Below are 26,621 nucleotides of genomic sequence, written 5' to 3' on the forward strand. Positions count from 1 at the left end.
CGAGGGCTGCTAGGCGCGGCCGTCAAACAGGTTCGTGACCGAACCGTCGTGGAATACTTCCGAGATCGCGCGGGCGATCGTCGGGGCGATCGAGAGCACGGTGAGGTTCTCGAAACGCTTCTCTTCAGGGATTGGCAGGGTGTTGGTGACAACAACCTCGCGGGCACCGCAATCAGCCAAACGCTGGGCAGCCGGATCCGAGAAGACCGCGTGGGTAGCCGCGATGATGACGTCCTTGGCGCCGGCTTCCTTCAGCACGCGCACAGCGCCTGCGATGGTTCCGCCGGTGTCGATCATATCGTCGATCAGGACCGCGATGCGGCCCTCCACCTGGCCAACTACGGTCTTGGACTCGGCCTGGTTAGGCACCGTCAGATCACGGGACTTGTGGACGAAGGCCAGCGGGGTGCCGCCCAATCGATCTGCCCACTGCTCGGCAACGCGCACGCGGCCGGTGTCAGGGGAAACCACGGTGACTTCATTTACATCGACCTTGGACTTGATGTAGTCAGCCAGCAGCGGGAAGCCGAACAGGTGGTCCACCGGACCGTCGAAGAAGCCCTGGATCTGCGCGGTGTGCAGATCGCAGGAAATCACGCGGTCAGCACCGGCGGTCTTGAACAGGTCGGCAACCAGTCGGGCCGAGATCGGCTCGCGGCCGCGGCCCTTCTTGTCCTGGCGCGCGTAAGGGTAGAACGGCGCCACGACAGTGATGCGGCGGGCCGAAGCACGCTTCATCGAGTCAATCATGATCAGCTGTTCCATCAGCCAGTTGTTCGTTGGTGCTGGGTAGGACTGCAGCAGGAAAACGTCCTTGCCGCGAACCGACTCATCCGAACGCACGTAGATCTCGCCATTGGCGAAGTCGTAGGCGTTCAACGGCAGCAGTTCGGTGTCGAGTTCCTTGGCTACTTCTGCAGCCAGCTCAGGGTGCGCACGACCGGTGGCCAGCACCAGCTTCTTGTCGACGTTATGGCTGATTTCACTCATGGGGTTTGCTTTCTCGCTCGCTTCGCTATCACGTATGAGGTTGTTGTCGAGGAAATGAAGTCTGTAGCTGAATTACTCGGAAGCCGAAGAGTTCAGCGAGGACTTGAACGCTGCGTCAGCCGAGGAGGTGCCTGGGCGCTTTTCCAGCGTCCACCCCTCGGAGTTGCGCTGCGGTGCCACAGACAGTGCCAAGGCACCGGCCGGGACGTTCTTGCGGACGATGGCTCCGGCTCCGGTGTAGGCGCCGTCCCCGATTTCAACCGGGGCAACGAATACGGTGTTGGAGCTGGTGCGCACATGCGAACCGATCTTGGTGCGGTGCTTCTTTTCGCCATCGTAGTTTGCGGTGATGTTGCCGCAGCCGATATTGGTGAATTCACCGATTTCAGCATCTCCGGCGTAGCCGAGGTGCGAGAGCTTGGAGCCACGGCCAATCGTGACGTTCTTGGTTTCGTAGAAGGCGCCGATCTTGCCATCCGCACCGAGGTCGGTGCCGGGACGCAGGTAGGCGAACGGGCCAACCGAGGCTCCATCAGCGATGCGCGAGTCGGTGGCGTCGGTGCGCTTCACGGTAGCGCGCTGGCCAACAACCACGTTGGTCAGGGTGCTGTCCGGGCCAACAGTGGCATTGGCGCCGATGATGGTCTCGCCGTGCAGCTGGGTGCCTGGCTTGAGGGTGGCGTCCTGGCCGATCATGACGTCAGCGTCGATCCACGTGGTCGCCGGATCAACGATGGTCACGCCCTGGCGCATCCAGAATTCGGTCTTGCGCTCGTTGTAGATGCGGGCCAGATTGGAAACCTGGACGCGGTCGTTGGCGCCCTCGATCTGCCAGCGGTCAGCGATCTGCGAGGAGGCGACGCGGCCACCGCGTGCGCGGGCGATGGCGAGCACATCGGTCAGGTACATTTCGCCCTGCGCATTTTCGGTGGTGACCTCGGTCAGCGCCGAACGCAGGATCTGGGCATCGAAAGCGTAGATGCCGGAGTTGATTTCCTTGATCAGCAGTTCTTCTGCCGAAGCGTCCTTCTGCTCGCGGATTCCTGCCACCTCGCCCTGTTCATCGCGCAGGATGCGGCCGTAGCCGTTAGGGTCATCCAATTCGGTGGTCAGCACGGTCACGGAGTTGCGGTTCGATTCGTGCGTAGCAACCAGTTCCTGGAGCACCTCGCTGGTGAGCAACGGCACATCGCCATAGGTCACCACAACGGTGCCTTCAAGCGATGGGTCCACGGCTTCCAAGCCCAACTGCACGGCGCGGCCGGTACCCGGGATTTCATCCTGGTCGGCAATGGTGATGGAAGGGAACTGTCCCAGAATGTGCTCTGCGACCAGATCACGCTGGTGGCGGACCACCGCTACCAGGTTCTGCGGCTCCAACGCGGAAGCCGCGTAGAGTGCGTGGCCAATCATCGACCGACCTGCGATTTCATGCATGATCTTCGGCTTCGCCGATTTCATGCGAGTGCCAGCGCCGGCGGCTAGGACGATGACAGCTACTGGTGCGTTGACCTGATCACTCAAGTGCATTCTCCTGCAAATTGGATTCAAGGTTTTGGGCAGAGAAGTAAAACCTCAAAGCAAGTCTATCGCGAGCTCCGGGGTGCGCTGAAACTGGTTAAAAAATAAAAGCGCCACTTGCGTGACGCTTCATCATTGGTTCCGCCCCTAGGATTCGAACCTAGAATGCACAGCTCCAAAGGCTGGCGTGTTGCCATTACACCAGGGCGGAAAATGGCTTGCGCAGGTCATGCCCGACAAGCACGCTAATTATTCTGCCATGATCAGCCCAATGTGCGAAATCGCAAAACACCGTAGCTAAACTCACTTTTATTCTCTGCTTTAAACTGCCCAAGCCCCCTGGCACGGCACACGCTCAGATGGTCCTGCCAGGGCCTCGATTTGCTCCCGGAACGTAAAATGGAAATTGTGGCTCATTTACTCGGGGGCGAAGCCCTACATCTGGAATATCCCACCCATGTCGTTTTCGACTCGGTAACCATCGGCATTTCCGATGGCGACCGCATCGGCCTGGTGGGTCGCAACGGCGAAGGCAAGTCCTCGCTGCTCGGCATGCTCTCCGACAGGATCGAGCCCAACTCCGGGCGTGTTACCAAGCGCAACGGCCTGCGCGTGGGCGTGCTGGACCAGTCGGACACCCTGGATCCCGAAGCGACCGTGCACTTCTGCGTGGTGGGCGAGATGGACGACCACGAGTGGGCCGGCGAAGCGCGCATCCGCGACATCATCTCCGGGCTGGTTGCAGACCTGGACTGGGAAGCGAAGGTCAGCACCCTCTCCGGCGGCCAGCGCCGCCGCGTGGCTCTGGCCGCGCTGCTGGTGCAGGACTGGGACGTCGTCATCCTGGACGAACCGACCAACCATCTGGATGTCGAAGGCATCTCCTGGCTCGCCGAGCACATCAATAACCGCTGGTCCAAGAACGCCGGCGGCCTGATGGTCGTCACCCACGACCGCTGGTTCCTCGACGCGGTCTGCACCACCACCTGGGAAGTGCACGACCGCCTGGTCGAGCCCTTCGAGGGCGGTTACGCCGCCTACGTGCTGCAGCGCGTGGAACGCGACCGCATCGCCGCGGTCACCGAAAACAAGCGCCAGAACATGATGAAGAAGGAACTGGCCTGGCTGCGCCGCGGCGCCCCGGCCCGTACCTCCAAGCCGAAGTTCCGCATTGAGGCAGCCAACCAGCTGATCGCCGATGTCCCGCCGGCACGCAACCCGCTGGAGTTGCAGAAGATGGCCACCAGCCGGCTGGGCAAGGACGTCATCGACCTGCTGGACACCGAGGTCTCCTTCGGCGCCAAGCAAGTACTCAAGCCCTTCACCTGGCGCATCGGCCCGGGCGAACGCACCGGCCTGCTCGGTGCCAACGGTGCCGGCAAATCCACCTTGCTGGGCCTGATCGCCGGGACCGTGGAGCCAACTGGCGGCAAGATCAAGCGCGGCCAGACCGTGAAGCTGGCCGTGCTGGACCAGCAGTTCCGCGAACTGGAGCAGATCGGCCAGGACAAGGTCCGCGAAATCCTCGCCCGCTACCGCACCACGTTCAACGTGGATGGCAAGGACCTGACCCCGGCCCAGCTGCTGGAGCGCTTGGGCTTCTCCTCGGCACACCTGTCGACCAAGGTTGCTGAACTCTCCGGCGGCCAGCGCCGCCGCTTGCAGCTGCTGATGATCCTGATGGATGAGCCCAACGTGATGATCCTCGATGAGCCCACCAATGATGTCGATACCGACATGCTGGCGGCCCTGGAAGACCTGCTGGATTCCTGGCCCGGCACCTTGATCGTGGTCTCCCACGACCGCTACCTGCTCGAACGCGTCACCGACCAGCAGTACGCGATCCTGAACGGCAACTTCCGCCACGTGCCCGGCGGCGTGGACGAGTACCTGTTGCTGCGAGCTGCCGAAGGTTCCACTGGCGGGTCCAATCCTTCGCAGGCTTCTTCCGAAACTGCCGCCAAGCCTGCTGGCCCTTCGGGCGCAGAGCTGCGTGCCGCGCAGAAGGAACTGAATGCCAATGAACGCAAGGTCGGCCAGCTAGAGGAAAAGATCGCCAAGGTCCACGCCAAGATGGCCGATCATGACCAGAGCGACTATGAAGGGCTGGGCAAGTTCACCGCTGAGATCAACGAGTATCAAGCGCAGATCGACGAATTGGAAGAACGGTGGCTGGAACTGTCCGAGCTGCTCGGATAGCGTCTGCGTACTGTGACTGAGCTGGAGGGTCCGGAAACGGTCGTTGTTGAGACACACGCAGACGAGTTAAGGCGACGCTACTGTTAGTTTATTTGGTACTGGCTTGCCACGTTACTGGCTGTGTACGGTTCCTAAAATATCACTGCCGTGCGTCTTTAGAAGGGTCCCTGCGACAGTCCCGTCGACGATTCATTGGTGAGGGAATCCAGCTCTCCAGCTACTTGCGACGCCACACGGATGTATTCCAGAGCTGATTCAAGGCTTATATCTCCCACCCCATGAGCGGCGGCATTTCGAAGCGAAGCTAGTTCGGTCACAGCATTTTTTCAGATTACTGGGGGCGGAGGAATCTCGTCGAAAGGTGGTGATGGACGATCCAGCACGTGAGGGCTTGGAACCAACAGCCTTAAGATACTTTCCGACTTGCCGCTCAACCTCGAGAAATGCGTTAATAACCCCGGCCGATGGTTTCACCTTCGCGAGTTGCGATGAGAGCTCGTCCGATGGCTCAGAGCCAACAGTCTGCTCTTGACCTAAACTCTTGATTCCTTCGGACAGGACTTTGACTGCAGCGGTGCTCCACGAAGCCTCAAGCCAAGGACTTTTCAGGCTTTCCATGCTGGGCAAACGGTCTTTTATCGCTTCCAAGAGACTTTCTAATCCAGTGCGGAACTTCATGAGTAGAAAAATGACGGCCAGTGGCCGAGCAAGAGAAGCTACCACCGACGAAATAGAGACGAAGACGTCGGGCCAAAGATCGTGCGCTGACGTTTCGACTGGAAAAAAATATACTGCAAACAATGAATACACCACCCGCACTTTCCAAAATGGAGTGATGTCGATCAAGGACGTCTTGGGATGGGCCACCAACCCAATCGTCGGGCCAGCCATGATCGCGACCAAGCCCGAGCCGGAGCGTGCTGCGATCAAGGACAAACTCGACGCCTTGAATGCAGATCCAGCGGCAAAATACCGTAGGCTTCCAATGACCGATTTCCCCTTCTTCCGCCATTTCCCGACGTTGCTGGAAGACCGCCTGAACCACCGAGATGATCCGCAGTTCTTTTCCGAGAGCTGCGTCGGGCGCGAGGAAGCGGCACGCATCGAAGTTCCAATCGCCCACATTGGCGGTTGGTTCGACCTCTTTACCCGCAATACGGTGCGGCAGTTCGAGCTGGCCAGCGAGATGACATCGACCGATCAGCTCCTGGTCGTCGGCCCGTGGCAGCACGGAAACTTCGTCAGCGAAAAATTGTCTGACGTCAAACTTCCTGGCAGCACGGTGGATACCAACCAGATCGTGTTCGACTGGATCGCATCGCGCAATCGAGACAGCAAGCGAGATGAGTCGAGCCCATCGGCGTACATCTACGTTTTGGGTGCCAACAAGTGGCGCGCTGAGCAACAGTGGCCCATCGCTGGAACAAAGATCACCTCCCACTACCTTGGCGCCGACAACAGGCTCAGCGTAGATCCAGGTCCAGAAGGTGAATGCTCATTCGACTACGATCCGCGCAACCCATACGATGCCAAGTCCGTCGTTGGCGGCCTGCCCGATGTCGGAGCGCATCACGACCATCCTGGTGTCCTGGTCTACCAATCGGACGTGCTTACTGTCCCGGTCGAGATTACCGGATGGCCAAGCGTCGAGCTCAAAGCTCGAACCTCCTCCACAGACGTCGACTGGCTGGTAGAGTTGAATGTCGTTTCAGCCGACGGAACCTCGCGGCTTTACAGCGAAGGCATCACCCGCGCACGGTACCGTAACGGCCGGGACAAGCCCGAGGCCGTGGTGCCAGGCGAAGAAGTCACCTACTCCTTCGAGATGCGCCCGACCTCGGTCCAAGTCCAGCCCGGTGAACGGATTGAAATTGCCATCTCGGGCGGCAAGTTCCCCACTTACGAACGCAACCCAGGCAGCTTCATCGACCTGAACACGTGCACCGAAGATGACATGGTCGTCTCGCACAACGACATCTTGTCCGGCGTAACCGGTTCCAAGGTGAATCTGCCCATCGTTCCAGTCGAAGCACAGGGGGAATGGATCAAGAACCCTTGGCCTGGTTCCCCCAAGTGGCGCCTGACCATGGGCTTGACGGCACGGGCGCTGATGTCGGTTTCAGGGCACGCGACGACCTGAGCTGAATACTGGCAACTGCCCCGTGGCGCTGAGCGCGCCACGGGGAATTGTGTTCGTACGCCGGTTATGTGGAGTGATTACACACAGCTGAAAGTCTCAGGATCATTCACCCCGCAGCGGGCGAAGGTCGAGCAACGGCATTGATATCTCGCAATGCCTGCATGAACCATGCGCGATCCGCCTAAATAAGGCCAAAGCGAATGAATCGCTCAACGACTAGAAATCATTGATAACGGAGCCCCAGACGCGGCTAGCTGACAATTCAGGCGACGACTACCTATAAACCTAGCGACGATGCGCCACTCGGGCGACCGTGACGACAAGAACCTCGTCCATCGCTTCATAGAGTACCCGGTAGTCACCAATACGAATCCGCCACGCGTTAGTTTCACCTACTAGTTTCTTACACCCGCTAGGACGAGGATCCCTCTCCAGATGAGCAATACCTAACAAAACGCGACGCCGTATACCAGGGTCTAGCTTCTTCAGTTCTTTAGCAGCCGAAGTGGTAAATTCGACGCGGCAAGAGGTCACGCGTCGAGCTCAGCGCGCAGTTCGCTGAGGCTAATGCGCTCGCCATCATCGACCAGCTTGGCGGCTCGATAATCGGCGACATCCCGGAACATCTCCAGTTGCTCCAAAAGCTCAAAATCTTCAGGTCCAATGAGGACCGCAGCAGGCTTTCCATTCTTCGTAATCTGCACACGCTCATGCCCATAGCTAGCACGGCTAACAGCATCAGCAAGACCATCGCGAAGTGCGCGAATCGTGACAGAGGAGGTGATGGAGTTCATTCTTCTACGATATCATTTGTGTACACAATATACATATGGACAGTTTCAATTGAAAACTAAAGCATCGGCGGTGCGTGTCAAAATCGTCGTTTACGACACATCAATCAACTTCCCTTGACGATATTTTCGACAGTTGAAAAATCAACAGATTTTCCAAGTCATTTCGTAGTTAAACCCAGTTCCATAAACCGCCTATCCGTAAAGCACTCTTCCCATGAGTATAGATACATCTAGGCTCATTGGATATCTCTTGGGGCTTACCAGGCGCTGATTAGTACCCCCAACGTGTGGCAATTTTTAGTGCTTCTGCTTTTGAATTCACATCCAACTTGCGGTATAGAGAACTAATCTGGGATTTAACAGTATTAGGCGAGACAAAAAGCTCATCTGCGATCTGTCCGCGTGAACGGTCCGCACGCAGGCCTGCGAGCACACTGAGTTCACGATCAGTCAAAACAGGCCTGACTTCGACACTGGTGGGTGGCATAAAAATCTTCAATCTGCCCAGCTGATCGGAAGTAAGTTGCAGCAACTCTTCCAATTCCAACATGCTCCCGCTCATCCAAAACGGGGCCAAATCAATCAGCTCACCATCCAATGCATGTCGTTTTGCAATGTCCTCCAGGACGCCTTCCGGCAGCACCCCAATGTAACGTGCTGCTAGCCGCGTATTTCGGATCAGATTATCGTGCCGGGCTCCAGTCACTAAGCTCGGCGTTGCCGCCAGAACAGCAAGAGCCCCGTTGCGGTCCCCCCGATACAGTCGATACAGCGCACGGGTTGCAATGAGTTCAGGTGAAGAAGCGGGTATTGTGGACGCGCCTTGATGGTTCAACGCATTGAAACCACCCTCAACACCCAGAAATGCTGCGGCATGATGCAAGGCTCTACCGGCCATGGGTGAATTGGCTGCATAGGGGCGGGAGAGCACAAGTGCCCCCAGAATCCGGTGCGCTGCCTCTGCTCGATCAGTCGATGCCGCATGGATGGCAAGTAGCAGCGCGTGCACCGCCCAAAACTCATCGTTATCAGGCTCATCTGGCAGTTGACCAAGTACTGAACCCAATTTTCCGATATCCAACTCGGCGAAAGCCACGAATGCTTCGGCAAGTTCTGCAGCTCGACCGACCATTGCCGAACCCCAACGAACCTTGGAATGATGATGGCGGAAGCTTACGAGCCAGCGACGAGCAGCACGGGTGTTGCCTTCCTGAGCATGAACCAGCGACAATTTGGATGCTGCATCCGCGGCAATAAAATGGTTTTCCGTAACCTCGGCCAAGGACCACGCAGATTCGTAAGCGGCTGCCGCCGCAGGGCGTTCGTTGGCGATATCCATCGACATTCCGGCATGTAATTCAGCCATGGCTGCCAACGATGGTCTGACATTGCCAGCAGCTGTTGCCTGCCGGACCGCACGACGTAGACGGCGTGCGGCATCTGCCCCTTCGGAACCGTAGTGGCCGTGGAACCTCAGTATTCCCAACTCAACCAAGCCCGCGAAGATAGCCTCAGATTTCGGTTGCCTATAGAGCTCGATGGTGTGCTCGCGTAGCAATTGGGCAGTCTGATCCGTCAAATAGTCAGGCTCCGTTGTCGGAAAAGGAATAACCATCCGGTCTTTAACGGCCGCGGCAGCGATCTTCATCGCAGGACCATAGATTTGCGATCGTCGAGTAGCCCATCGAGGCAACCGGGTGCCTGCCTCGAATAGGAGACGTGGCTCAGTGGTAAAAAGGTCCACCCACCCATCGACGAGGACGGTGGAAAGAGCCCGCCACGAATGTCTGCCTAGTGCTGAACGTACGGCCTCGCCGGTTCTTCCAGCCGCATGCATGGATTCGATGGCGTGCTCGTGGAGCCACTGTGCACGCTGGGGCTCCCGCCACTCCAAGTCGTCAATAATCACCTGCCGAAGCAATTGGGGCATAGCCCAGTCCCCGGACAGGGAGCGTTGTGCCATGGCCGCGCGGCTAAGGGCCGAGATACTTGGAGGGTTTGGATAACGATCGCCATAGAAAGCTACCATGAGATCTTCAGTAAGTTCAGGAAGGAACGCGCACTCCCTCAATATGCCTTCAGGATCAAGAGCATCAATCCATGGCAAGGCTGCACGACGCAGCGCATTGACTGCAGCATTTTGATTAGAGGAATCCGCCAAGAGACTACGCACACAACCAGGCCAACCACCGGTCAGTTGCCATAATCTTTCTGCATCAGGGAAATCTTCTCCGGTCAACGTGGATATATCTGAAGCGGTTAAGAAAAGATCCTTGAAATCAACAACGTGAGCATTGAAATGGCGCAGCATCTTGGCGGCGGGAAAATCAGCAGGAAGAATGACCGCTATGCGTGTGTTGGGTGCACGCATCTGCTGTTCGGCAATTTTATCGAAGATCTCCTCGGGCGGAATACCCACGTTGATCAGCTCGCCTTGGCCATCGAGCCATCGTAGAGCCACCCGGTGCCGATTCGATTCTTGCGGCGCATAGATCAACAACAAGCGTATCTCCGGATCGAGGCTTGGGGCTATCCGGTCCCATAAAATCTCGGCAACAAGTTCTTCAGCGGGAGGCCTTGACTGCGTTTGGGGGTCCATGCCCAAATTATATCTTTTGACTTGGGATCTTTCGGAAGGAGTTCCGGGTAGTTTTTTGACACAGGGGCACCGCCGGACTTTAGCTCACACGGTCGAGAAATATTGCTAGGAATAGGGCAATGCCCGGATCTCCTAAATGGGAAATCCGGGCATTGCTTTTTGTATTACTTCAAGAGCTGACTAGCTGTGACGTCCGCGAGTGCGTCGAGCCAAAACTAAACCAGCCGCCGTCAAGACCAAACCAAGCGCCAGTAGCCACAAGGCAGTGAAACCGGTGCTAGCCAGTCCATCGTCTTTTGGCTTCTGCGTCTGCTGCGGTTCCTCGGAACCATCCACAGAGTCCGAGCCTGAAGGCTGATCAGACTTCTCAGCAGAGGTTGGATCCTGTGAAGGATCCTTGCTCTTCTCTGGCGACTCGGTTGAATCTTCTGCAGGTTCCTCGGTTGGATCCGTCGGGCTCGGCTCAGTTGGATCCGTCGGGCTCGGCTCAGTTGGATCCGTCGGGCTCGGCTCAGTTGGATCCGTCGGGCTCGGCTCAGTTGGATCCGTCGGAGTCGGCTCAGTTGGATCCGTCGGAGTCGGTTCAGGATCTTCGTCTAGATAGAAGCCGAAGTCGAGAGTCCCGTCGTGATCCCCATCTTCGGTCAGACCTTCAGACTTAGCTTCCCAAGTCGAAGAGTCCTTATCCCGGTCGGTACCATTTTCCTTGGTTGGCAGGTAGCCATCCAAAGCATCAGCGGATTCCTCCCGATCAATGACCACCGTGTAAGACTCTCCATCCTTCAAGAGCGGAAGATCCTTGAAGTTGTAGTAGCCATTCTCGTCAGTGGTTACCGGACCGACTGGGTTCCCGTTGACATCAACAACTTCCTTGCCGTCCGGGCCGATCAGTTTCAGCACGACACCCTCAATTGGGTCTTCGTCCTTATCCTGAATTCCGTCGCGGTTCTTATCGACCCATACATAATCGCCCAAGGAAACCGAAGGTTCCTCAGTCGGCTCAGTCGGCTCCACGATAGGTTCCGTCGGAGTCGTAGGTTCCGTCGGTTCCGTCGGAGTCGTAGGTTCCGTCGGTTCCGTCGGAGTCGTAGGTTCCGTCGGAGTCGTAGGTTCCGTCGGTTCCGTCGGAGTCGTAGGTTCCGTCGGTTCCACGGTAGGTTCCGTCGGAGTCGTAGGTTCCGTCGGTTCCGTCGGAGTCGTAGGTTCCGTCGGAGTCGTAGGTTCCGTCGGAGTCGTAGGTTCCGTCGGTTCCGTCGGCTCAACAGTTGGTTCAGTCGGCTCTGGTTCTGGTTTCAGAACCACACCGGCATCCCACGTTGGGTCGATACCCTCAGTAGCCTTGAACTCCTGATCGGCGTAATCCTTGGTCAACGAAGAATTCTCGTCATCCAAGGTGAACTTGATAGTCAGGCCAGACTTCGGATCAGCATCCGAGTCATTCGCATCATCTTCCCCAGCATCCTGCGAAGTAAATTCATACTTCTCAGCCTGCTCGGCAGTCAGCTCGAACTTGACCTGGTAATCGCCGGCCAGCAGCTCATCAAAGATATAGCGGCCATTCTTATCGGTAGTCGTCGAGGAAACTTCCTCACCGTTACCGTCAAGCAGAATTACCTTGACGCCATCAAGAACTTCAGAATCGCCTTGCAACCCATCATTGTTCTTATCAACCCAGACATAGTCGCCCACGGCATAAGTCTTGACCGGCTCAGGCTTCAGTACAAAACCGAAGTCCAAGGTTGGATCGTGCTGACCATCTTCGGTCAGACCCTCCGACTTGGCTTCCCAAGTCGATGAATCATTCTCACGGCTATCTTCCGTCTCAACAGTTGGCACATAAGGAGCCAAAGCTTCCTTAGATGCTTCTCGGTCGATGCTCACCGTATAGGACTTACCTTCTTCGAGTACAGGGAGGTCCTTGAACTCGTAGAAACCGTTCTCATCGGTAGTAGTCGGTTCAACAGGATTACCGTTGACATCCACTACAGGTTTGCCATCTGGACCAACAAGAGCCAGAACAACATCCTTGATGCCCTTTTCATCCTCATCCTGTAGTCCGTCGTTGTTCTCATCAACCCAAACGTAGTCACCAACGGAGACCCGTGGTTCCTCTGGAGCAATAACAAAACCGAAGTCCAACGTTGGATCATGCTCGCCATCTTCAGTCAAACCCTCCGAAATGGCTTCCCAAGTCGACGAATCATTCTCACGGCTACCATCGGTCTCAATCGTTGGCACGTAAGGAGCCAACGGTTCCTTAGACGCTTCTCGATCAATGCTCACCGTGTAGGACTGCCCCTCTTCGAGTACAGGAAGATCCTTGAACTCGTAGAAACCATTCTCATCGGTAGTGGTCGGTTCAACAGGGTTACCGTTGACATCCACTACTGGCTCACCATCTGGTCCAACAAGCTTCAGAACGACATCCTTGATGCCCTTCTCATCCTCATCTTGGATTCCGTCACGGTTTTCATCGACCCAGACGTAGTCACCAACGGAGACCTTCGGAGCAATGAACCCGAAGTCCAGGGTTGGATCACGCTGACCGTCTTCAGTCAGGTCACCCGACTCAGCTTCCCAAGTCGAGGAATCTTTATCTCGATCGGCGCCGTTTTCCTTGGTTGGCACGTAAGGAGCCAATGGTTCCTTCGACGCGTCCTGATCAATGATCACCTTGTAGGACTGCCCCTCTTCAAGTACAGGAAGATCCTTGAACTCGTAGAAACCATTCTCATCGGTAGTAGTCGGTTCAACAGGGTTACCGTTGACATCCACTACTGGCTCACCATCTGGTCCAACAAGCTTCAGAACGACATCCTTGATGCCCTTCTCATCCTCATCTTGGATTCCGTCACGGTTTTCATCGATCCAGACATAGTCACCAACGGAAACCTTCGGAATCGTGACGAAACCGAAGTCCAACGTTGGATCATGATCGTCATTTTCAGTCAAACCCTCCGAAATGGCTTCCCAAGTCGACGAATCATTCTCACGACTGTCGTCAGTCTCGATGGTCGGAATGTAAGGAGCCAAAGGTTCCTTCGACGCTTCACGATCGATGCTCACCGTGTAGGACTGTCCATCTTCGAGAACCGGCAGGTTGTCAAAGACGTAGTAGCCGTTTTCGTCGGTGGTGGTTGGCCCAACAGGCTTCCCGTTGACATCCACTACTGGCTTGCCATCCGGCCCGGTGATGGTCAGAACGACATCCTTGATGCCCTTCTCATCTTCATCCTGGATTCCGTCACGGTTTTCATCGATCCAGACATAGTCACCAACGGAAACCTTCGGGGTAACAAATCCGAAGTCCAAGGTTGGATCGTGCTGCCCGTCTTCAGTCAGCCCCTGTGAAATGGCTTCCCATGTCGACGAATCATTCTCACGACTGTCGTCAGTCTCGATGGTCGGAATGTAAGGAGCCAACGGTTCCTTAGAAGCTTCCCGATCGATAGTCACCTTGTAGGACTGTCCATCTTCGAGTACCGGCAGGTCCTTGAATTCATAGAATCCATTCTCATCGGTGATAGTTGCTTCAACGGGGTTGCCGTTGATATCAACTACTGGTTCACCGTCAGGTCCAGCGAGTTTCAGAACGACATCCTTGATGCCCTTCTCATCTTCATCCTGGATTCCGTCACGGTTTTCATCGATCCAGACATAGTCGCCAACGGAGACCTTCGGGGTAACAAATCCGAAGTCCAAAGTTGGATCATGCTGGCCGTCTTCGGTCAGACCGGTAGAGGTTGCTTCCCACGTCGAGGAGTCATTCTCACGGCTATCATCTGTCTCGATGGTCGGAATGTAAGGAGCCAACGGTTCCTTCGACGCTTCGCGATCGATGCTCACCTTGTAGGACTGTCCGTCTTCGAGGACTGGTAGGTTCTCGAAGATGTAAAGGCCGTTCTCATCGGTCATGGTCGGCAGCACTGGGTTACCGAAGACATCGGTAACTTCCTTGCCATCCGGCCCGGCGAGGGTCAGAACGACATCCTTGATGCCCTTCTCATCCTCATCCTGCAGACCATCACGATTTTCATCGATCCAGACGTAGTCACCGACCGAGACCTTCTCCTTCTCCTCAGGCTTGAAGGTGATACCAGTCTTGATTGGCTCCTGGCTGCGGTAATCGGTTTGGCCATTTACCTGAGCCTGGGCTGCGTAACCAAAGGAGTTCCACGCCGGCGCGAAGTCCGAAGCGCCCTCGGGCATTTCAGTTTCCGAAACGGTGGTGAAGGTCAGCGATACTCTCTCGCCTGGCGCAAACCCTTCGGACGAATCCAGGACAAGTTTGATGCCCTTGATTTCCTTCGGATTAGCGGGACGCTCGGTGGTCCAGTTTCCGTCGCAACCAGCCCATGGATCCTGCATATTTGCGCCGGTTGGCTTGCACAGCGCAGGGTCGCCGGTCAGGTAAGAGAGCACCATGTCGGTTCCTGCAGGCACTTCTGGCAGCTTGATGTCCAAGAGGGTTGGAATCCACTGGGAACCACGCGGGGTGCTGGCTTGGGAACCCGTTACACCGGTGTCACCGATGTAGGGGAAGATATCCAGAATTTCCATGTGCTGCGCGTTGACGTTACCGGTGTTGGTGACGCTGAGGTTCCACTCGGCAATACCGCCCGGTTTGGTCTCCACGATGCATGGGTAACGATAGAATCCGCCTTCAAATTCGTAGCAGGTGTCAGCGTTTTCAACCTTAGAGTTGACGTTGTACACGCCGGTCTTCTCGGTCTGTCCACCTGTCAGAACCTCGCGAACGAGCTTACGTGATGAGTAGGCTTGGCCTTCGATGATCGAAACGAGATTGTCATCGCTGCTCTCTTCGGAGTTGTCACCGCTGAAGGTGACCTTGTTCTCCAGTTTTTCTTTCGCGTTCAGCCCTCCACGCACCGTGGTTGGGAGCTTCACGGTGATCGATTCGCCCGGGTACAGTTTGGTTCCCTCGGGGAAGCTGAACTTCAGAGAGTTGCCTTCTTCAACCGCAACAACCTTCGAGGTATCAACCGCGCTGCCTTCCGGCGCTTGGTTGAACTTCTTGTCAAAAGAATACGTAGTCAGCGACTGCCATTCAGGATCAAGAATCAGCTTCGGACCCTGAGCATCGCTTGGCAATATATCGGTAATGACAGGATTCAAGATCGCGTCGGTACCGTTGTTGGTGGCCGTGAACGTGTAGTTCAACTCACGGCCCGGCGCGATCTGACCGTTGCGAGCATCCGAAATCTTAGAAACCTCGGAATGGGTCTTTCCCGGGTTGAATACCAGATCGTCGGTTGCGTCGTCGGTGTCACGATCCTTGCCCAGACGGGAGACCTCTGCCGAAGCAGTGTTCTCGGTTGCCAGTGCCTGGGTTTCGCCAGGATTACTCTGACCGTCTTCGAGTGCAATCAGTTCACCACTGCGCAGGGTGTACCGCGGCAGAACATTGAACTTGATGGTCGTGTCATTGCTGACAAGTTCTTCAAAGTTCCGACCTTCAGCAGTGACTCGAACGCCTTGAACCTGATCATTAGCAGGCGCAGTAGTAGTCCAGTCGCCGCCTTCAGCGACCAGCGTTCCATCCTTCGACACATACTCCGCACCGGTGAAGTACTCGATGGTGACATCGTAGACACGGCTGTTTGGGACGGGATCCCACCCGGCGAAGTCGAAGGTGTTCCAGAATGTTGGATCCTGATCAACAATCTGAACATAGTCGGCCTTGTGGGTTCCGCTATTAACGTTCAAGGTGACGTTTACCGGTGCGGGGTTACCGTTGCTGGTAAAGAAGTCGATCGGGCCTTCGGGGTTGAACGTCTTGGTCAAAGTTGCATTGAGATCCACCGAGTTTTCGGTGATGATCTCCAGCGGTGCCTGTGGTTCTTTGACAGCCGATTCGTCACCGCGCTGAACGGTCGCTACAGCCGTGTTAGGCAGAACGTAGCCGCGCTTGCCGTCAATACGGTCAAGCTCGGCCAATGCTGCGTCGATGGGTTGTGCCGGATCCGAGCCACGAAGGTCATCGCGCAGCTTGGTGCCAACAGAGACCCAGAACTCGGCGTCGCGTGGAACCAGCTTTTCGCCGTCCTTCGCGAGGCTGAATTCAAATGCTGTGACTTCTTCCCAGCTGCGTCCGTCTGAAAGCGTTGGGGTCAGAGCGTCCGCACCGGTGAAGTTCAGGTCCCCAGCAGCGGTCTTCAAAGTCAGGTGGGCTAGATCCTGGAGTGCTTCGTCAGACAGTCGCACACTGATACCTGTAATGTCAACGTAGTCAAAAGGATTAACCTCGCCGTCTTTCGAATCAACGATCGACAGCTTGTCGACACCATAGGTTGAAGTGTTCTTCGCCCATAGGCTCAAGGCGCTCGTTGGGTTCTTGTTCGTCGGCGCCTCGGAAACAGGTTTCTGAACGATGACGCTCGGGTCCCAAGACTTCGAACTTTGCAGCTGAATCTTCTTGTCGACCCAGACTGACCCTTCGGTATCGTCACCGTTGTTGACACCCAAGACGTTGTCGGTCTTCAACTCATCGGATAGCTCCGTAATGACCTCGAAGTTGACTAATGCCTGCACATCCTTGTCGTGCGGGAACGAGCCTGAATCGCGAGTGTAGGTAATCTGAACTCCGGTAGCACCTTCGGGCAAGATGGTGTTTTCGATTGCCTTGCCGTCTTCGGAGATGACCAAGTCATGCCAATCACCGCTGGCATCCTTATATTTTACAACGACCTTAGTGGCCCCCTGGGTAGCCGGCACCGAGATGCTGTTGGCCTTGAGTGCGGGGGCCATTGATGAGAAGTCGTCGGTCTGCACGATCTCGCGGACGTCCATGTTGGTGTTGTTCTGATCAACCTTGGTGTTTAGCCAAACGGTAGTCTTGTCGCCCGGTATACCTTCGATGCGGTGAGGGGTAAATCCCTTGCCACCGATCAACGCGAATTTTGGCTCCTGGACCAGCAAGGTCGCATCGGCTTCGTCTTCGACGACATCTTGGTTTCCAGAGGGAGTGCCCTGGCCCAGAACAACGTTCTTGTAGCCGTCGGGAGAAACTGCGGTTGCCAGAACACCGAATTCGAACTCGTATCCAGATCCAGGGGCGAAAGTGCCGTCGAAGGAGATTTCAAAGCCCTTGACGTCACTACCCGCAGGAAGATTGTCAGGCAAGGAGATCTTTCCGTCATTGTTCTCAAGTAGGTATTCTATGCCGTCAACCGTCAGCACACCCGCGGTGGCTCCGGCTGGCCAGGTGCCGCCGTTGAACTGGTCGAAATCAATACCTTCGCCGAACGGTGAAGTACCCGTTGCGGGTTCCTTCAAAGTTAGATTAGTGAGATTTCGATTTGAGGTGTTGGTCAGTCCAAGCTTCACCGTAGAAGCATTGCGCCCTTCACCAATTTCTGCGGCATCACCAGCAACGACCAACTCCGGGGAGAAGGACTTCGTGGCATCTACCGTGTAGTTTGCCGACTCAATCACGAAGCTATCTTCAGCAGTGAAAGGGTCATTCTGTTCGCCGTTAGGGAGTACAGCGATGATGTTGGTTTCATTCGCGACCACAGCGGCTTCGGCACCATCGCGTAGGACGGTGTTCAGTGGAATCGATCCAGTTGTACCGTTGGCGATGATTCCGCCTTCGGTGTCGGTTGATTTCGTTGAGGTGAAGACGAATTTAAACCCGGTAATGGTTTTTAGATCAAAGCTCTCCGGGAATACAGGCGGTGCGTTAGGGTTGGCGGTTTCTAGAACCTGAGGTTCTGGCGCGTCACCCACGAAGTAGGAAACGACGAGTTCATCGGCACCCTCGGGGTAGACAATGTCACCGAATCCGGTGAATTCAACTGAAGCGAATGGAGCGGAATTGCCTGATGGCTCCTCGATGATCAGCGAAGTTGCGCCCACCTTTGAGGTGTTCTTGATTCCTCCGAGCGTCGCGCTGATGTTCTTATCAGCTCCTTGCTCCAGCACATCTTCGGACCACTGCTTAGTAATTTCGGCGTTGGGAGCCAGATCAATGTTCGGAACAACAGCTTCGGCTGGGTCCTTGATGGATCCAAGGTCAGAAGTGAGTTCTGCTTCGTTAATCAGCTGCTGGCCGTTGAATTTTGGGTCCGCGTTATCGGGGAACTTTGCCACGATGGTTATCGTGTAGTCGGTGCCATCGTTGATACCGATTTTCCCGGGGCGGTCCTCAGAGGTTTCATTGAAAGTCAGCTTTACCGAAGTGCCATCTTCCGAGGGTTCTTCGGTAATATCCTTCGCGAACCCGTTGTAATTAATGCTTTCCAGCACCAATGGTTCAGGAAGGGCATCAATCAGAAACGCATCGCTACACGGTTCAGTGTTTGAGGAGCAGCCCAGCTTGATCTCGTAGTTGACGAAATCGCCCGGACGAATCACTTCATTACTGGTCAGATTCTTTTCCAAGAACATGCCAGCACCGGCGGCGGCACGAGTACCAACTTGCGGTGCTATTGTGCCCTGAATATTATTGACTGCTGTGGACTCTTTGTCCGCTCTTGAATCACTTGCTTCTTGACCTTCCGGTCCGCCTTCTTGCGAGTCGGCGCTTGCGACAGCTGTATCTGCTACAGACGAATCGGAGGAAGGCGCGGCCACTGCTGGCGCTACACCTGCCATTCCAATTCCGACGGTTATCGCAAGGAACGAGGCAAGCATAGATTTCCAGCGTTTTGATACGCCAGATTCGTGCTCTATTCGCATTTTCATATTCCCAATTACCGTTGTTTAGCAGGGTGGTAAACACCCGTCTGGTTCCCTAAACGCAGACTTCCCCCACTGTGGACATCGCGAGTCTAGCAAGGTGATAAATGGGACTATCAGGTTGGAAATAGCTGAGGTCAGGGAAGGATTACTATGCGAATTTGCGCGTTATGCATACGAGCTAGATTTCCAGAAGCTCGCAACCACGGATTTTATGATCGAAGATCGCTATTCTCTCTCAGATACATTCATGCTGAGCCAAGTACGCGTTTCGATTTGAAAATTTTCATACCTTACTAAATTTGGCGTTGGAAAATGATTTTGACATGGCTATATTTAGAACAGCTCTCTCGGTGAGTAGCAATTGAAGTCATTCGCGCCAGAGGATTTCACTTTTCGTGACACTGGAGCACGAAGGGAAGGTGAAATAATCACGCGTCAGAAGTGATGTGATTCTTCCCAATTTGGAGCTCGTGAATTATCTACCATCTTCACAGAACTGCAAGTACTTCAAGGGTGTCCAACTGAAAATAACCTTTCGTCGGCTCACGGGTTAAATTCACCCCAAAATTCACCCTTTCTAACCCATGAGCGCTAAATCTCTAACTCACGAGTGCTAGGTCGATCATTTCCGCTGACACAGTTATTGCTGACTCAGTTATTTAGTAAATCCCTCGTGGCCAAGTACGCGTACAAAGGCTGTTCGCCGGCATCCGGCGGGTTTCTTAATTTCCGGCACCTCTAAAAGCGCCTTACTGCTGACGACTGTATCGGCCACTCGATCGTCGAATGCAATGGGCTGATTCTAAGTGAACCCCTCGATGCAACGGTTGCTTTTTTCATAGACCCGGGGGCTACCTAAATAAGAAGACAAACAAGGTAAATACATTCGGCGACATGTCTTGTAACCAATAGGTTGCAAGACGTCTCTTCGAACACCGCTCCCCCGCATCAAAAGCACTGAAAATTCAACGCTTCGAAAGTCTCGCAACCATGGGCTTCAAGTAGCAACATCTAGTCGTGCGTACAAGCCCGTTGCGAGACCTTGCTGACATGGAATTTCGGTCGATGTGAATACTTGCATGCATTTGTGAATTGAAAAGTTACTCTGTGCCCGTGTTTATCCCTGGATCACCGAGATGACGGTAGAACGTGGCACGGCTCCACCCGACCAGGCGTGCTGCGTCTTCGGCGGTGCGTCCCTTGCGCCAGCCTGCACTCCGACCTTGATCGAAGCCAACAGCTCCGTTCAATTACGCATGCTTCGTGAGGGCAGGCAAAACTTGGCGATGCTCCATCAGCAACCCCCTGACGAATACGCCTCGTGGAAGCTACGCCAGGAAGCCTTTGGCCTGGCCATACGACCTGGTTCGGCGCTCATGCATGAGGCCGAGCTGACTGTGCCCTCCTTGGACGGCGTTCGTGTGCTTATCCACTCGCGGGATCAGGTGCCGACGCCGCAACAGGAGGGGATTCTCGGCAGTGCCTTGGAGGCGGGCGTGCAGCCAAAGTGGCAGTTTGCGCAGTTCGTTGAACACGCCAGGGCAAGTGCGGAGGTTGCAGATGCCGATGTGGCGCTGGTCAGCCAGATGACAGCCCAACGCCAGTTGCCTGGTTGGCGTTGGCGGCCAATACTTGGCCTCCCGCTCGAGATTACGATGTGGCTGGTGTCTCAACGGCAAACACGAGCAGCCGTCCAGGCCGCAGCTCAAGCCGTCGTAAGCTATGCCGCAGCCAATCCGCCAGGAGGTGAACTTTAGTGGTTCATATCCGCCTCGTTGCTGGAAAGCCGCCAATCGAAGTTACGACTTAACCGTCAAACGAAGCTAACAATCACACCTGCGTAAGTCGGCCAAAAAGAATTCCCGGAAATACTGGTTTCCGGGCCATCTCCTTATACTGTGATTTTTCCCCAATCCACTCAAGATCGTGGCAGACTGGCGAACATGGGAATTGTGATCATGGAGGGCCGGTTGCTGTGCGCGGACGCGGCTGAGGCTGAATTGGTGGAGAAATTGCTGCCGGAGCATATACGCCTCACCAAGGCGGAAGACGGCTGCATTTCTTTCTCTGTCACGCAAACCGGCGATCCCTGGGTCTGGCTGGTGCACGAGGAATTCGAAGACAGTGCCGCTTTCGAGGCCCACCAGCAGCGGGCCGCGAAGAGCGAATGGGGCCAGACGACCTCCGGATTGCAACGAATCTACAAGATCAAGGGCTTATAGCCAGGTGCATTTTGAAGCCCACATGCGACGCGGTAAATCCTAGCCCCTCGTAAAAGCGGTGCGCGTCCTGGCGTTGCGCGTCGCTTGTCAGCTGGACCAGCGGAATTCTCTTGCTTTCGGCTTCGGAAATGGCCCAGCGGATCATTTCCGTTCCCAGGCCACCGCCGCGCAATGCGCTGGCCACGCGCACTGCCTCGATCTGCATCCGCTTCGCTCCCCTGCGCGCAAGACCCGGCAACATGGTCAGCTGCATCGTGCCGGCAATGGCTCCGTCATTGCCCTCCACCACGATCAGCGTATGCGCTGGGTCTGCGTGAATCTCGTTGAAAGCCTCCAGATACTGTTCCCCGGCGTCCCCAGCGTCCGCATGCTCTGCACGACGGATCTCATCATCTGCCATCAAGGCAATGATCTGTTCAAGATCCGTAGCCCGTGCTTCGCGCAGGAGGTAGTTCTGGCCGCGTGCCGACAAGCTGCAGGCGCTCATGGGCTCCTCACGCACCTCAGGCACGGGCCCTGGGCGTACGCGCAGCACCCACCGAGATGGCCATGACGAAGATTCCGGCCGCTTGCAGTGCCCAGCCAAGAATTCCGGCCTGCATCAGCGTGATCATCAAGACGCCAAAAATAATGGGCACAAGTGCTAATGCGCACACATAGATTCCACGTTTATCAAGTCCCATGGCCACAGCCTATGCCCCAGTGTGCCAGCGCTCAAGGCTTTCCGGTGATTCTATCGGCCAGCACGGCCAGCGGCGAGGAGCTCCCCCGCCCCTTCAGTTCGCTTCGATCTGCGGCACCATAGGCTGCATAGAGCCCCTTGGTTGCCAGCCAGCGCAGTGGTTCCGGCTCCCATTTGCGCACCTGGTGATTGACCCACGGCAGATTGGCCAATTCAGTGCTTTCCCCGAGGATCAAGTCGCGCAAGGTTCGTCCGGCCAGGTTCGCTGCGCCGACCCCGGTGCCGACATAGCCGCCGGCCCAGCCCAGTCCGGCCGCCGGGTCCAGCCCGACGGTAGCGGCCCAGTCCCGCGGCACGCCCAGTACCCCGGACCAGGCATGATCGATTCTCGAATTCCGGGTCTGCGGGAACATGCGGTGCAGGATTTCCTGCAGTCCCTCCACGGTGCTTTGCGGCGTCTGGCCATCGGCATCCGTGCGCGAACCATATTTATACGGCACTCCCCGGCCTCCAATGGCAATGCGGTTATCCGCGGTGCGCTGGGCATACATGTAGACGTGGGCGTAGTCCCCCAGCACCTCGCCGTTGTTCCATGCCAGTTCGTCCCAGATGGATGGAGCTAGCGGTTCGGTGGCAATCAAGGACGAATTCATCGGGAGCCACAAGCGCTTGTGTCCTGCTAGCCCGGCAGTAAACCCTTCGGTGGCACGGATGATGTACTCGGCGTCCAATGACCCACCGTCGAATTCGATGCGGCGTGCGCGCAGTGTGGTGGCGCGGGTGTTTTCATAGATCCGTACGCCGAGCCGCTCCACGGCTTCGGCGAGTCCGCGTACCAATTTTGCAGGATGGATTCTGGCCGCGTGCGGATGCCACAGCCCGGCCCGGGCATTGGCGACGTTGATCTTGCCTTGCGCTGCCTCGGCTTCCAGCAATTCGGTGTGCGTGTGTTCCCATTGCGCGTCGGCCATGGCATCGGCGCGCAAGCGCTTTTCCTGGGCCGGGGTGTAGGCAACTTCGAGTTCGCCGCCCTGCAGGATATCTGCATCGATCCCCTCGGCAGCGCACACCTCGATGACCTCGGCGACGGTCCGGTTCATGGCCAGCTGGAAGTCATTGACTGATTGCCTGCCGTGGGATTTCAGGTAGCGTTCGCGCCCAGCGGTGATGGTATTGGTCAGCCATCCCCCGTTGCGCCCCGAGGCGCCGTAGCCCACGTGCCGGGCTTCGAGGATCGTGATGCGAAGATCCGGGTTGGCCTTGGCCAGGTAATAGGCGGTCCACAGTCCGGTGAACCCGGCACCGATGATGGCGACATCTGCGGTGCCCTGACCGTGTAATTGCTGGCGTGGCTCTGGCAGGCCGATGTCTTCCCACCAGTGCGAGACGCGTCCATTGAGCATGTTGTATTCCGCCCCAGATCCAAAATGAATGGCTCTCAATAATTGCCTTGGGACTCAGCCTAGGGCCGGGCCCAGGGCGCAACAAGAGGGGTGGCGGAAAATGATGCAGGAAATCCCTGCCCGGCCCAAGGCCAGACAGGGACTTCCGGAAAAATTATTCGGAAACGGTAATGTGCGCTCCGGGCGCTGGAGCGGTCACCGGGATGGTAGCGACACCCACCTCATCGCCCAACTGGGCCATGACCTCTTCAGCATGCTCGGCATCTTCGACCAGCAGAGCCAGGGTCGGCCCCGAACCGGAAACCATGGCTCGCAGGGCACCGGCGCCTTCTGCCATATCGCGCATGGTGCCTAGTTCCGGGGCAAGGGCCAAGGAAGCCTGGGTCAGGTCATTGGCCAGTACCTGGGCCAACGCTGGCGCGTCCGAAGCCATCAGCGCTTCGATGACCGCTGGATCGATTTCCTGCGGGACTTCGATCTCCGTGCCGGAACGCAAGCGATCGAGCATGCCATAGACTCGCGGGGTCGATAGGCCAAAGCTGGCCGGGATCAGCACCCAATGGGTCTTGGCACGAGTCAGCAACGGGGCAAGCTTGTCGCCGATGCCCAGGCCGATGGCGGCCCCGCCCATCAAGGCGAAAGGCACGTCAGCACCGAGGCGTGCGCCCAAGCGGCCGAGTTCTTCCCGGTCCAGCCCGGTTCCCCACAATTCGTTGCAGGCTACCAGGGTGGCCGCCGCGTCTGCAGAGCCTCCACCCATTCCGCCGGCGATCGGGACGCGCTTGGTGATGTGCAGGTTCGCTCCAAGGCTGCAGCCCGTGTGCTCGCGAAGCAGCTGGGCTGCCTGGTGCACCAGATTGCCTGCACCCAGCGGAAAGCTTTCCGGTTCGGAGACCACAGGGGAATTCGGTTCCAGGCTCAGCTGCAATTCCCCGTCGGTGCGCAGCGTCGCTTCAATCTGCTCGGCCAGGGAAACCGCAACGTAGAGGCTCGCCACTTCGTGGTATCCGTCTTCGCGAGGAGGACCGACCTTGAAGTAGCAGTTGATTTTGCCCGGTGCGGTCGCGATGACACGCTGCTTAGACATGCTTATGCCTCGCTAGCTGGAGCTTCAGCCGGAATATCCTGTGCGGCACGGGCAATGTCGATGTACTGGTCAATATCCAGCTTCTCGCCGCGTTCCTTCGGATCAATGCCTGCTGCTACCAGGATCTGTTCGGCACGAGCACCGGAGCCTGCCCAGCCGGAGAGGGCAGCACGCAGCGTCTTGCGGCGCTGGGCGAAGGCTGCATCGATGATGGCGAAGACTTCCTTGCGATCCGGGGCATCGCTGCGGTCCTTGTCGCGGGTGAACCCCACCAGGCCGGAGTGGATCTTCGGAGCTGGCCAGAAGACGTTCATGCCGATCACGCCAGCCTTGCGCATGGTTCCGTACCAGGCGCCCTTCACCGATGGGACGCCATAGATCTTATTGCCCGGGGTGGCGGCCATCCGGTCGGCAACTTCGTCCTGCACCATGACCAAGCCATTGCGGATGGACGGGAAGTGCTCCAGCAGGTGCAGCACCACCGGGACGGCAACGTTATAGGGAAGGTTGGCGACCAGCGAGGTTGGCTCGCCGGGAAGTTCGGTGACCTTCATGGCATCGGAAAGGATCACGGTCAGATCGTCTTCTCGGCCAGGGCGGAACTCGGCCATGGTCTGCGGCAGTCGCTTTGCCAGGGGTGGATCGATCTCCACGGCCACGACCTTGGCGGCGGCATCCATGATGCCCAGGGTCAGGGAACCTAGGCCCGGGCCTACTTCCAGCACTGTTTCGGATGGGTCGACTTTGGCGGCGGCGACAATGCGGCGGATGGTGTTCCCATCGATCACAAAGTTCTGCCCCAGCGTCTTGGTAGGGCGGATCCCCAGCTCTTCGGCCAGACGACGGATTTCGGTGGCCCCAAGCAGCGGCAAAGATTCCTTAGACATCACAAATCCAATTCTAGTTCAGCTAGATTGATCCAAACATAACAACGCGACGCATCCACCGTGATGGTGGACGCGTCGCGTTGTTATTCGGCTTTTGCTTTTAGCGCAGGCCCAGCTTGGACGAGCACGATGGCCAGTGGCCCCAGCCGCCTGATCGACGCAGCACTTCAGCTGCAGCGATCTGCTCCTGCGGAGTTGCCTGGTGCGGCAGCGGTGCGTACTTGGTGCCACCCACATTGCGCCACGACGATGCAGAGAACTGCAGTCCGCCGTAGTAGCCGTTGCCGGTGTTGATCGACCAGTTGCCGCCGGATTCGCACTTGGCCAGGGCAGCCCAAGTCGAGGAGATGCTGCTCGGGGTTGGAGTGTTCTTGGAAGTTGAAGTTTCCTTCTTCTCTTCCTTGGTGCCAACACGGATTTCCTCGGCAACGGGCTTCTTGGTGACCTTGGACTTGAGGACTTCTTCCTCGCCCTTCTTGCCGTTGCGGGTTTCCTGGCGCAGGGTCAGCTCACGCTCGCCCTTCTTGCCTTCGGTCTTGACCTCGGTGTCGCCCTTATCCAACGAGCTGTCCTTGACCTTCTTGGTCTCGAAGTCGATGTCGCGCGTTTCGTCCCACGTCTTGACCGTTACGTCGATCACCTCGACAGTGGTGCCCGCGGCCAGCTTGACGCTGTCCTTGACGTCCTTGTCGGTTTCGTCCTTGATCTTGACGTTGATTTCGTCGTTGCCGTCGACCTTGATCTTCTCGTCGGCAAGCAATTGCTTGACGGTCAAGGCAGTCGTTGCGATTTTCTTCTTCTTGTCCTTGACGACCAGGGTCATTTCCTTGGGCGTGATGACTTCCAATTCATCGCTCAAGGCTGCGAGCTGCATGTCCTCATCGAGGGAAACCTCGGAATCCTTATCCAGGTCGAGCTGTTCAACCACGTCGGCAACGGTCATGCCGGTAGTGTGCACAACGCGCTCGGTGCCATCCACGGTTACTTCGATCGACTTGTTGCGCTTGATATCAACAAGCTGCTGGTCGGCAAGCTCGGAATCCAGTGCTGCGGAGATCTCGTCGCGCTCAGCCAAGGCAACGTCCTGCTGTTCCAGCAGTGCGCCAACGGTGGCAGCACGGGTGGTGATTTCCTGGCGCTGGCCGTCCACCGACATGACGACCGATTTCTGGCCAGAAATATAGAAAACAGCACCGGCAATAACCACAGCTACGGCGAGCGCCTGAGCCAGGTATTTCACCCAGGTCTTCTTGAGCAAGTGAGTCACGGTAATGAGGTCCCCATCGTTTGTAGACCCAACTGCGGGAATCCTGTCAGGATCTCCGGTTGGGCCCGGCAGTGTTCGCTGCCTGTCCTTCAGTCAAAGTTGCGCCGTGTTTCCACTTGCAGCAAGG

15 protein-coding genes, 1 tRNA gene and 1 pseudogene are annotated in these 26,621 nt (G+C 56.7%); 4 read left to right on the forward strand and 13 right to left on the reverse strand.

Going from position 1 to position 26,621, the window contains the following annotated elements:
• Positions 1 to 9: 9 nt before the first annotated feature.
• The 3 genes from ACP3TE_RS03240 to ACP3TE_RS03250 all read right to left on the reverse strand — a co-directional run bounded on the left by ACP3TE_RS03240 (position 10) and on the right by ACP3TE_RS03250 (position 2,722).
• Positions 10 to 990, reverse strand: a complete 981-nt coding sequence (locus ACP3TE_RS03240; protein WP_332499429.1) for a ribose-phosphate diphosphokinase — start codon at positions 988 to 990, stop codon at positions 10 to 12.
• 72 nt (positions 991 to 1,062) lie between these two features.
• Positions 1,063 to 2,514, reverse strand: coding sequence for a bifunctional UDP-N-acetylglucosamine diphosphorylase/glucosamine-1-phosphate N-acetyltransferase GlmU (glmU, locus tag ACP3TE_RS03245; protein WP_388024133.1), 1,452 nt, complete (start codon positions 2,512 to 2,514; stop codon positions 1,063 to 1,065).
• 133 nt (positions 2,515 to 2,647) lie between these two features.
• Positions 2,648 to 2,722, reverse strand: a tRNA-Gln gene (locus ACP3TE_RS03250).
• Between the two features lie 197 nt (positions 2,723 to 2,919).
• Here ACP3TE_RS03250 and ACP3TE_RS03255 point away from each other — a divergent pair.
• Together ACP3TE_RS03255 and ACP3TE_RS03260 are read left to right on the forward strand one after the other, a co-directional pair.
• Entirely contained in the window at positions 2,920 to 4,710 is a 1,791-nt protein-coding gene (locus ACP3TE_RS03255; protein ID WP_105657291.1) for an ABC-F family ATP-binding cassette domain-containing protein, read from the forward strand.
• A 688-nt stretch (positions 4,711 to 5,398) separates the two neighbouring features.
• Positions 5,399 to 6,850 carry a CocE/NonD family hydrolase gene (locus ACP3TE_RS03260; RefSeq protein WP_426736191.1) on the forward strand — a complete coding sequence of 484 codons (1,452 nt, stop codon included), beginning with the start codon at positions 5,399 to 5,401 and terminating at the stop codon, positions 6,848 to 6,850.
• Positions 6,851 to 7,135: 285 nt separating this feature from the next.
• Here ACP3TE_RS03260 and ACP3TE_RS03265 read toward each other — a convergent pair whose 3' ends face one another.
• The 4 genes from ACP3TE_RS03265 to ACP3TE_RS03280 form a co-directional block, all read right to left on the reverse strand.
• Positions 7,136 to 7,384 (reverse strand): type II toxin-antitoxin system RelE family toxin, encoded by a 249-nt coding sequence (locus ACP3TE_RS03265; RefSeq protein WP_105657094.1) that lies wholly within the window; start codon positions 7,382 to 7,384, stop codon positions 7,136 to 7,138.
• On the reverse strand, positions 7,381 to 7,644 hold the full coding sequence (locus tag ACP3TE_RS03270; protein WP_105657093.1) for a type II toxin-antitoxin system Phd/YefM family antitoxin: 264 nt from the start codon (positions 7,642 to 7,644) through the stop codon (positions 7,381 to 7,383). Before ACP3TE_RS03270 ends, ACP3TE_RS03265 begins: the two co-directional genes overlap by 4 nt.
• Before the next feature lie 271 nt (positions 7,645 to 7,915).
• Entirely contained in the window at positions 7,916 to 10,243 is a 2,328-nt protein-coding gene (locus tag ACP3TE_RS03275; protein WP_133833059.1) for a helix-turn-helix transcriptional regulator, read from the reverse strand.
• 180 nt (positions 10,244 to 10,423) lie between these two features.
• The gene (locus ACP3TE_RS03280) at positions 10,424 to 18,652 is read right to left on the reverse strand and encodes an SdrD B-like domain-containing protein (RefSeq protein WP_426735275.1); all 8,229 of its coding nucleotides are present in this window, start codon (positions 18,650 to 18,652) and stop codon (positions 10,424 to 10,426) included.
• A 1,508-nt stretch (positions 18,653 to 20,160) separates the two neighbouring features.
• Here ACP3TE_RS03280 and ACP3TE_RS03285 point away from each other — a divergent pair.
• Positions 20,161 to 20,703 (forward strand): annotated as a pseudogene (locus ACP3TE_RS03285) (LysR substrate-binding domain-containing protein); the annotation flags it as partial.
• Between the two features lie 186 nt (positions 20,704 to 20,889).
• Positions 20,890 to 21,168: a putative quinol monooxygenase gene (locus ACP3TE_RS03290; RefSeq protein WP_208294223.1), complete on the forward strand. Its 279-nt coding sequence runs from the start codon at positions 20,890 to 20,892 to the stop codon at positions 21,166 to 21,168.
• Here ACP3TE_RS03290 and ACP3TE_RS03295 read toward each other — a convergent pair.
• The 6 genes from ACP3TE_RS03295 to ACP3TE_RS03320 form a co-directional block, all read right to left on the reverse strand.
• Positions 21,155 to 21,655 (reverse strand): GNAT family N-acetyltransferase, encoded by a 501-nt coding sequence (locus ACP3TE_RS03295; protein ID WP_105657485.1) that lies wholly within the window; start codon positions 21,653 to 21,655, stop codon positions 21,155 to 21,157. The genes ACP3TE_RS03290 and ACP3TE_RS03295 overlap by 14 nt on opposite strands.
• Before the next feature lie 16 nt (positions 21,656 to 21,671).
• Positions 21,672 to 21,851, reverse strand: a complete 180-nt coding sequence (locus ACP3TE_RS03300) for a hypothetical protein (protein WP_426735278.1) — start codon at positions 21,849 to 21,851, stop codon at positions 21,672 to 21,674.
• Between the two features lie 31 nt (positions 21,852 to 21,882).
• Positions 21,883 to 23,253, reverse strand: a complete 1,371-nt coding sequence (locus ACP3TE_RS03305; protein WP_426735280.1) for an NAD(P)/FAD-dependent oxidoreductase — start codon at positions 23,251 to 23,253, stop codon at positions 21,883 to 21,885.
• Positions 23,254 to 23,407: 154 nt separating this feature from the next.
• Complete coding sequence (locus ACP3TE_RS03310) at positions 23,408 to 24,340, reverse strand: 4-(cytidine 5'-diphospho)-2-C-methyl-D-erythritol kinase (RefSeq protein ID WP_105657483.1); 933 nt, start codon at positions 24,338 to 24,340, stop codon at positions 23,408 to 23,410.
• Positions 24,341 to 24,342: 2 nt separating this feature from the next.
• Entirely contained in the window at positions 24,343 to 25,227 is an 885-nt protein-coding gene (rsmA, locus tag ACP3TE_RS03315) for a 16S rRNA (adenine(1518)-N(6)/adenine(1519)-N(6))-dimethyltransferase RsmA (RefSeq protein ID WP_105657482.1), read from the reverse strand.
• Positions 25,228 to 25,327: 100 nt separating this feature from the next.
• Positions 25,328 to 26,494 (reverse strand): resuscitation-promoting factor, encoded by a 1,167-nt coding sequence (locus ACP3TE_RS03320; RefSeq protein ID WP_105657481.1) that lies wholly within the window; start codon positions 26,492 to 26,494, stop codon positions 25,328 to 25,330.
• Positions 26,495 to 26,621: the final 127 nt, after the last annotated feature.

Origin of the sequence: Glutamicibacter sp. 2E12, assembly GCF_050030965.1 — a bacterium.
Classification (GTDB): Bacteria; Actinomycetota; Actinomycetes; order Actinomycetales; family Micrococcaceae; genus Glutamicibacter.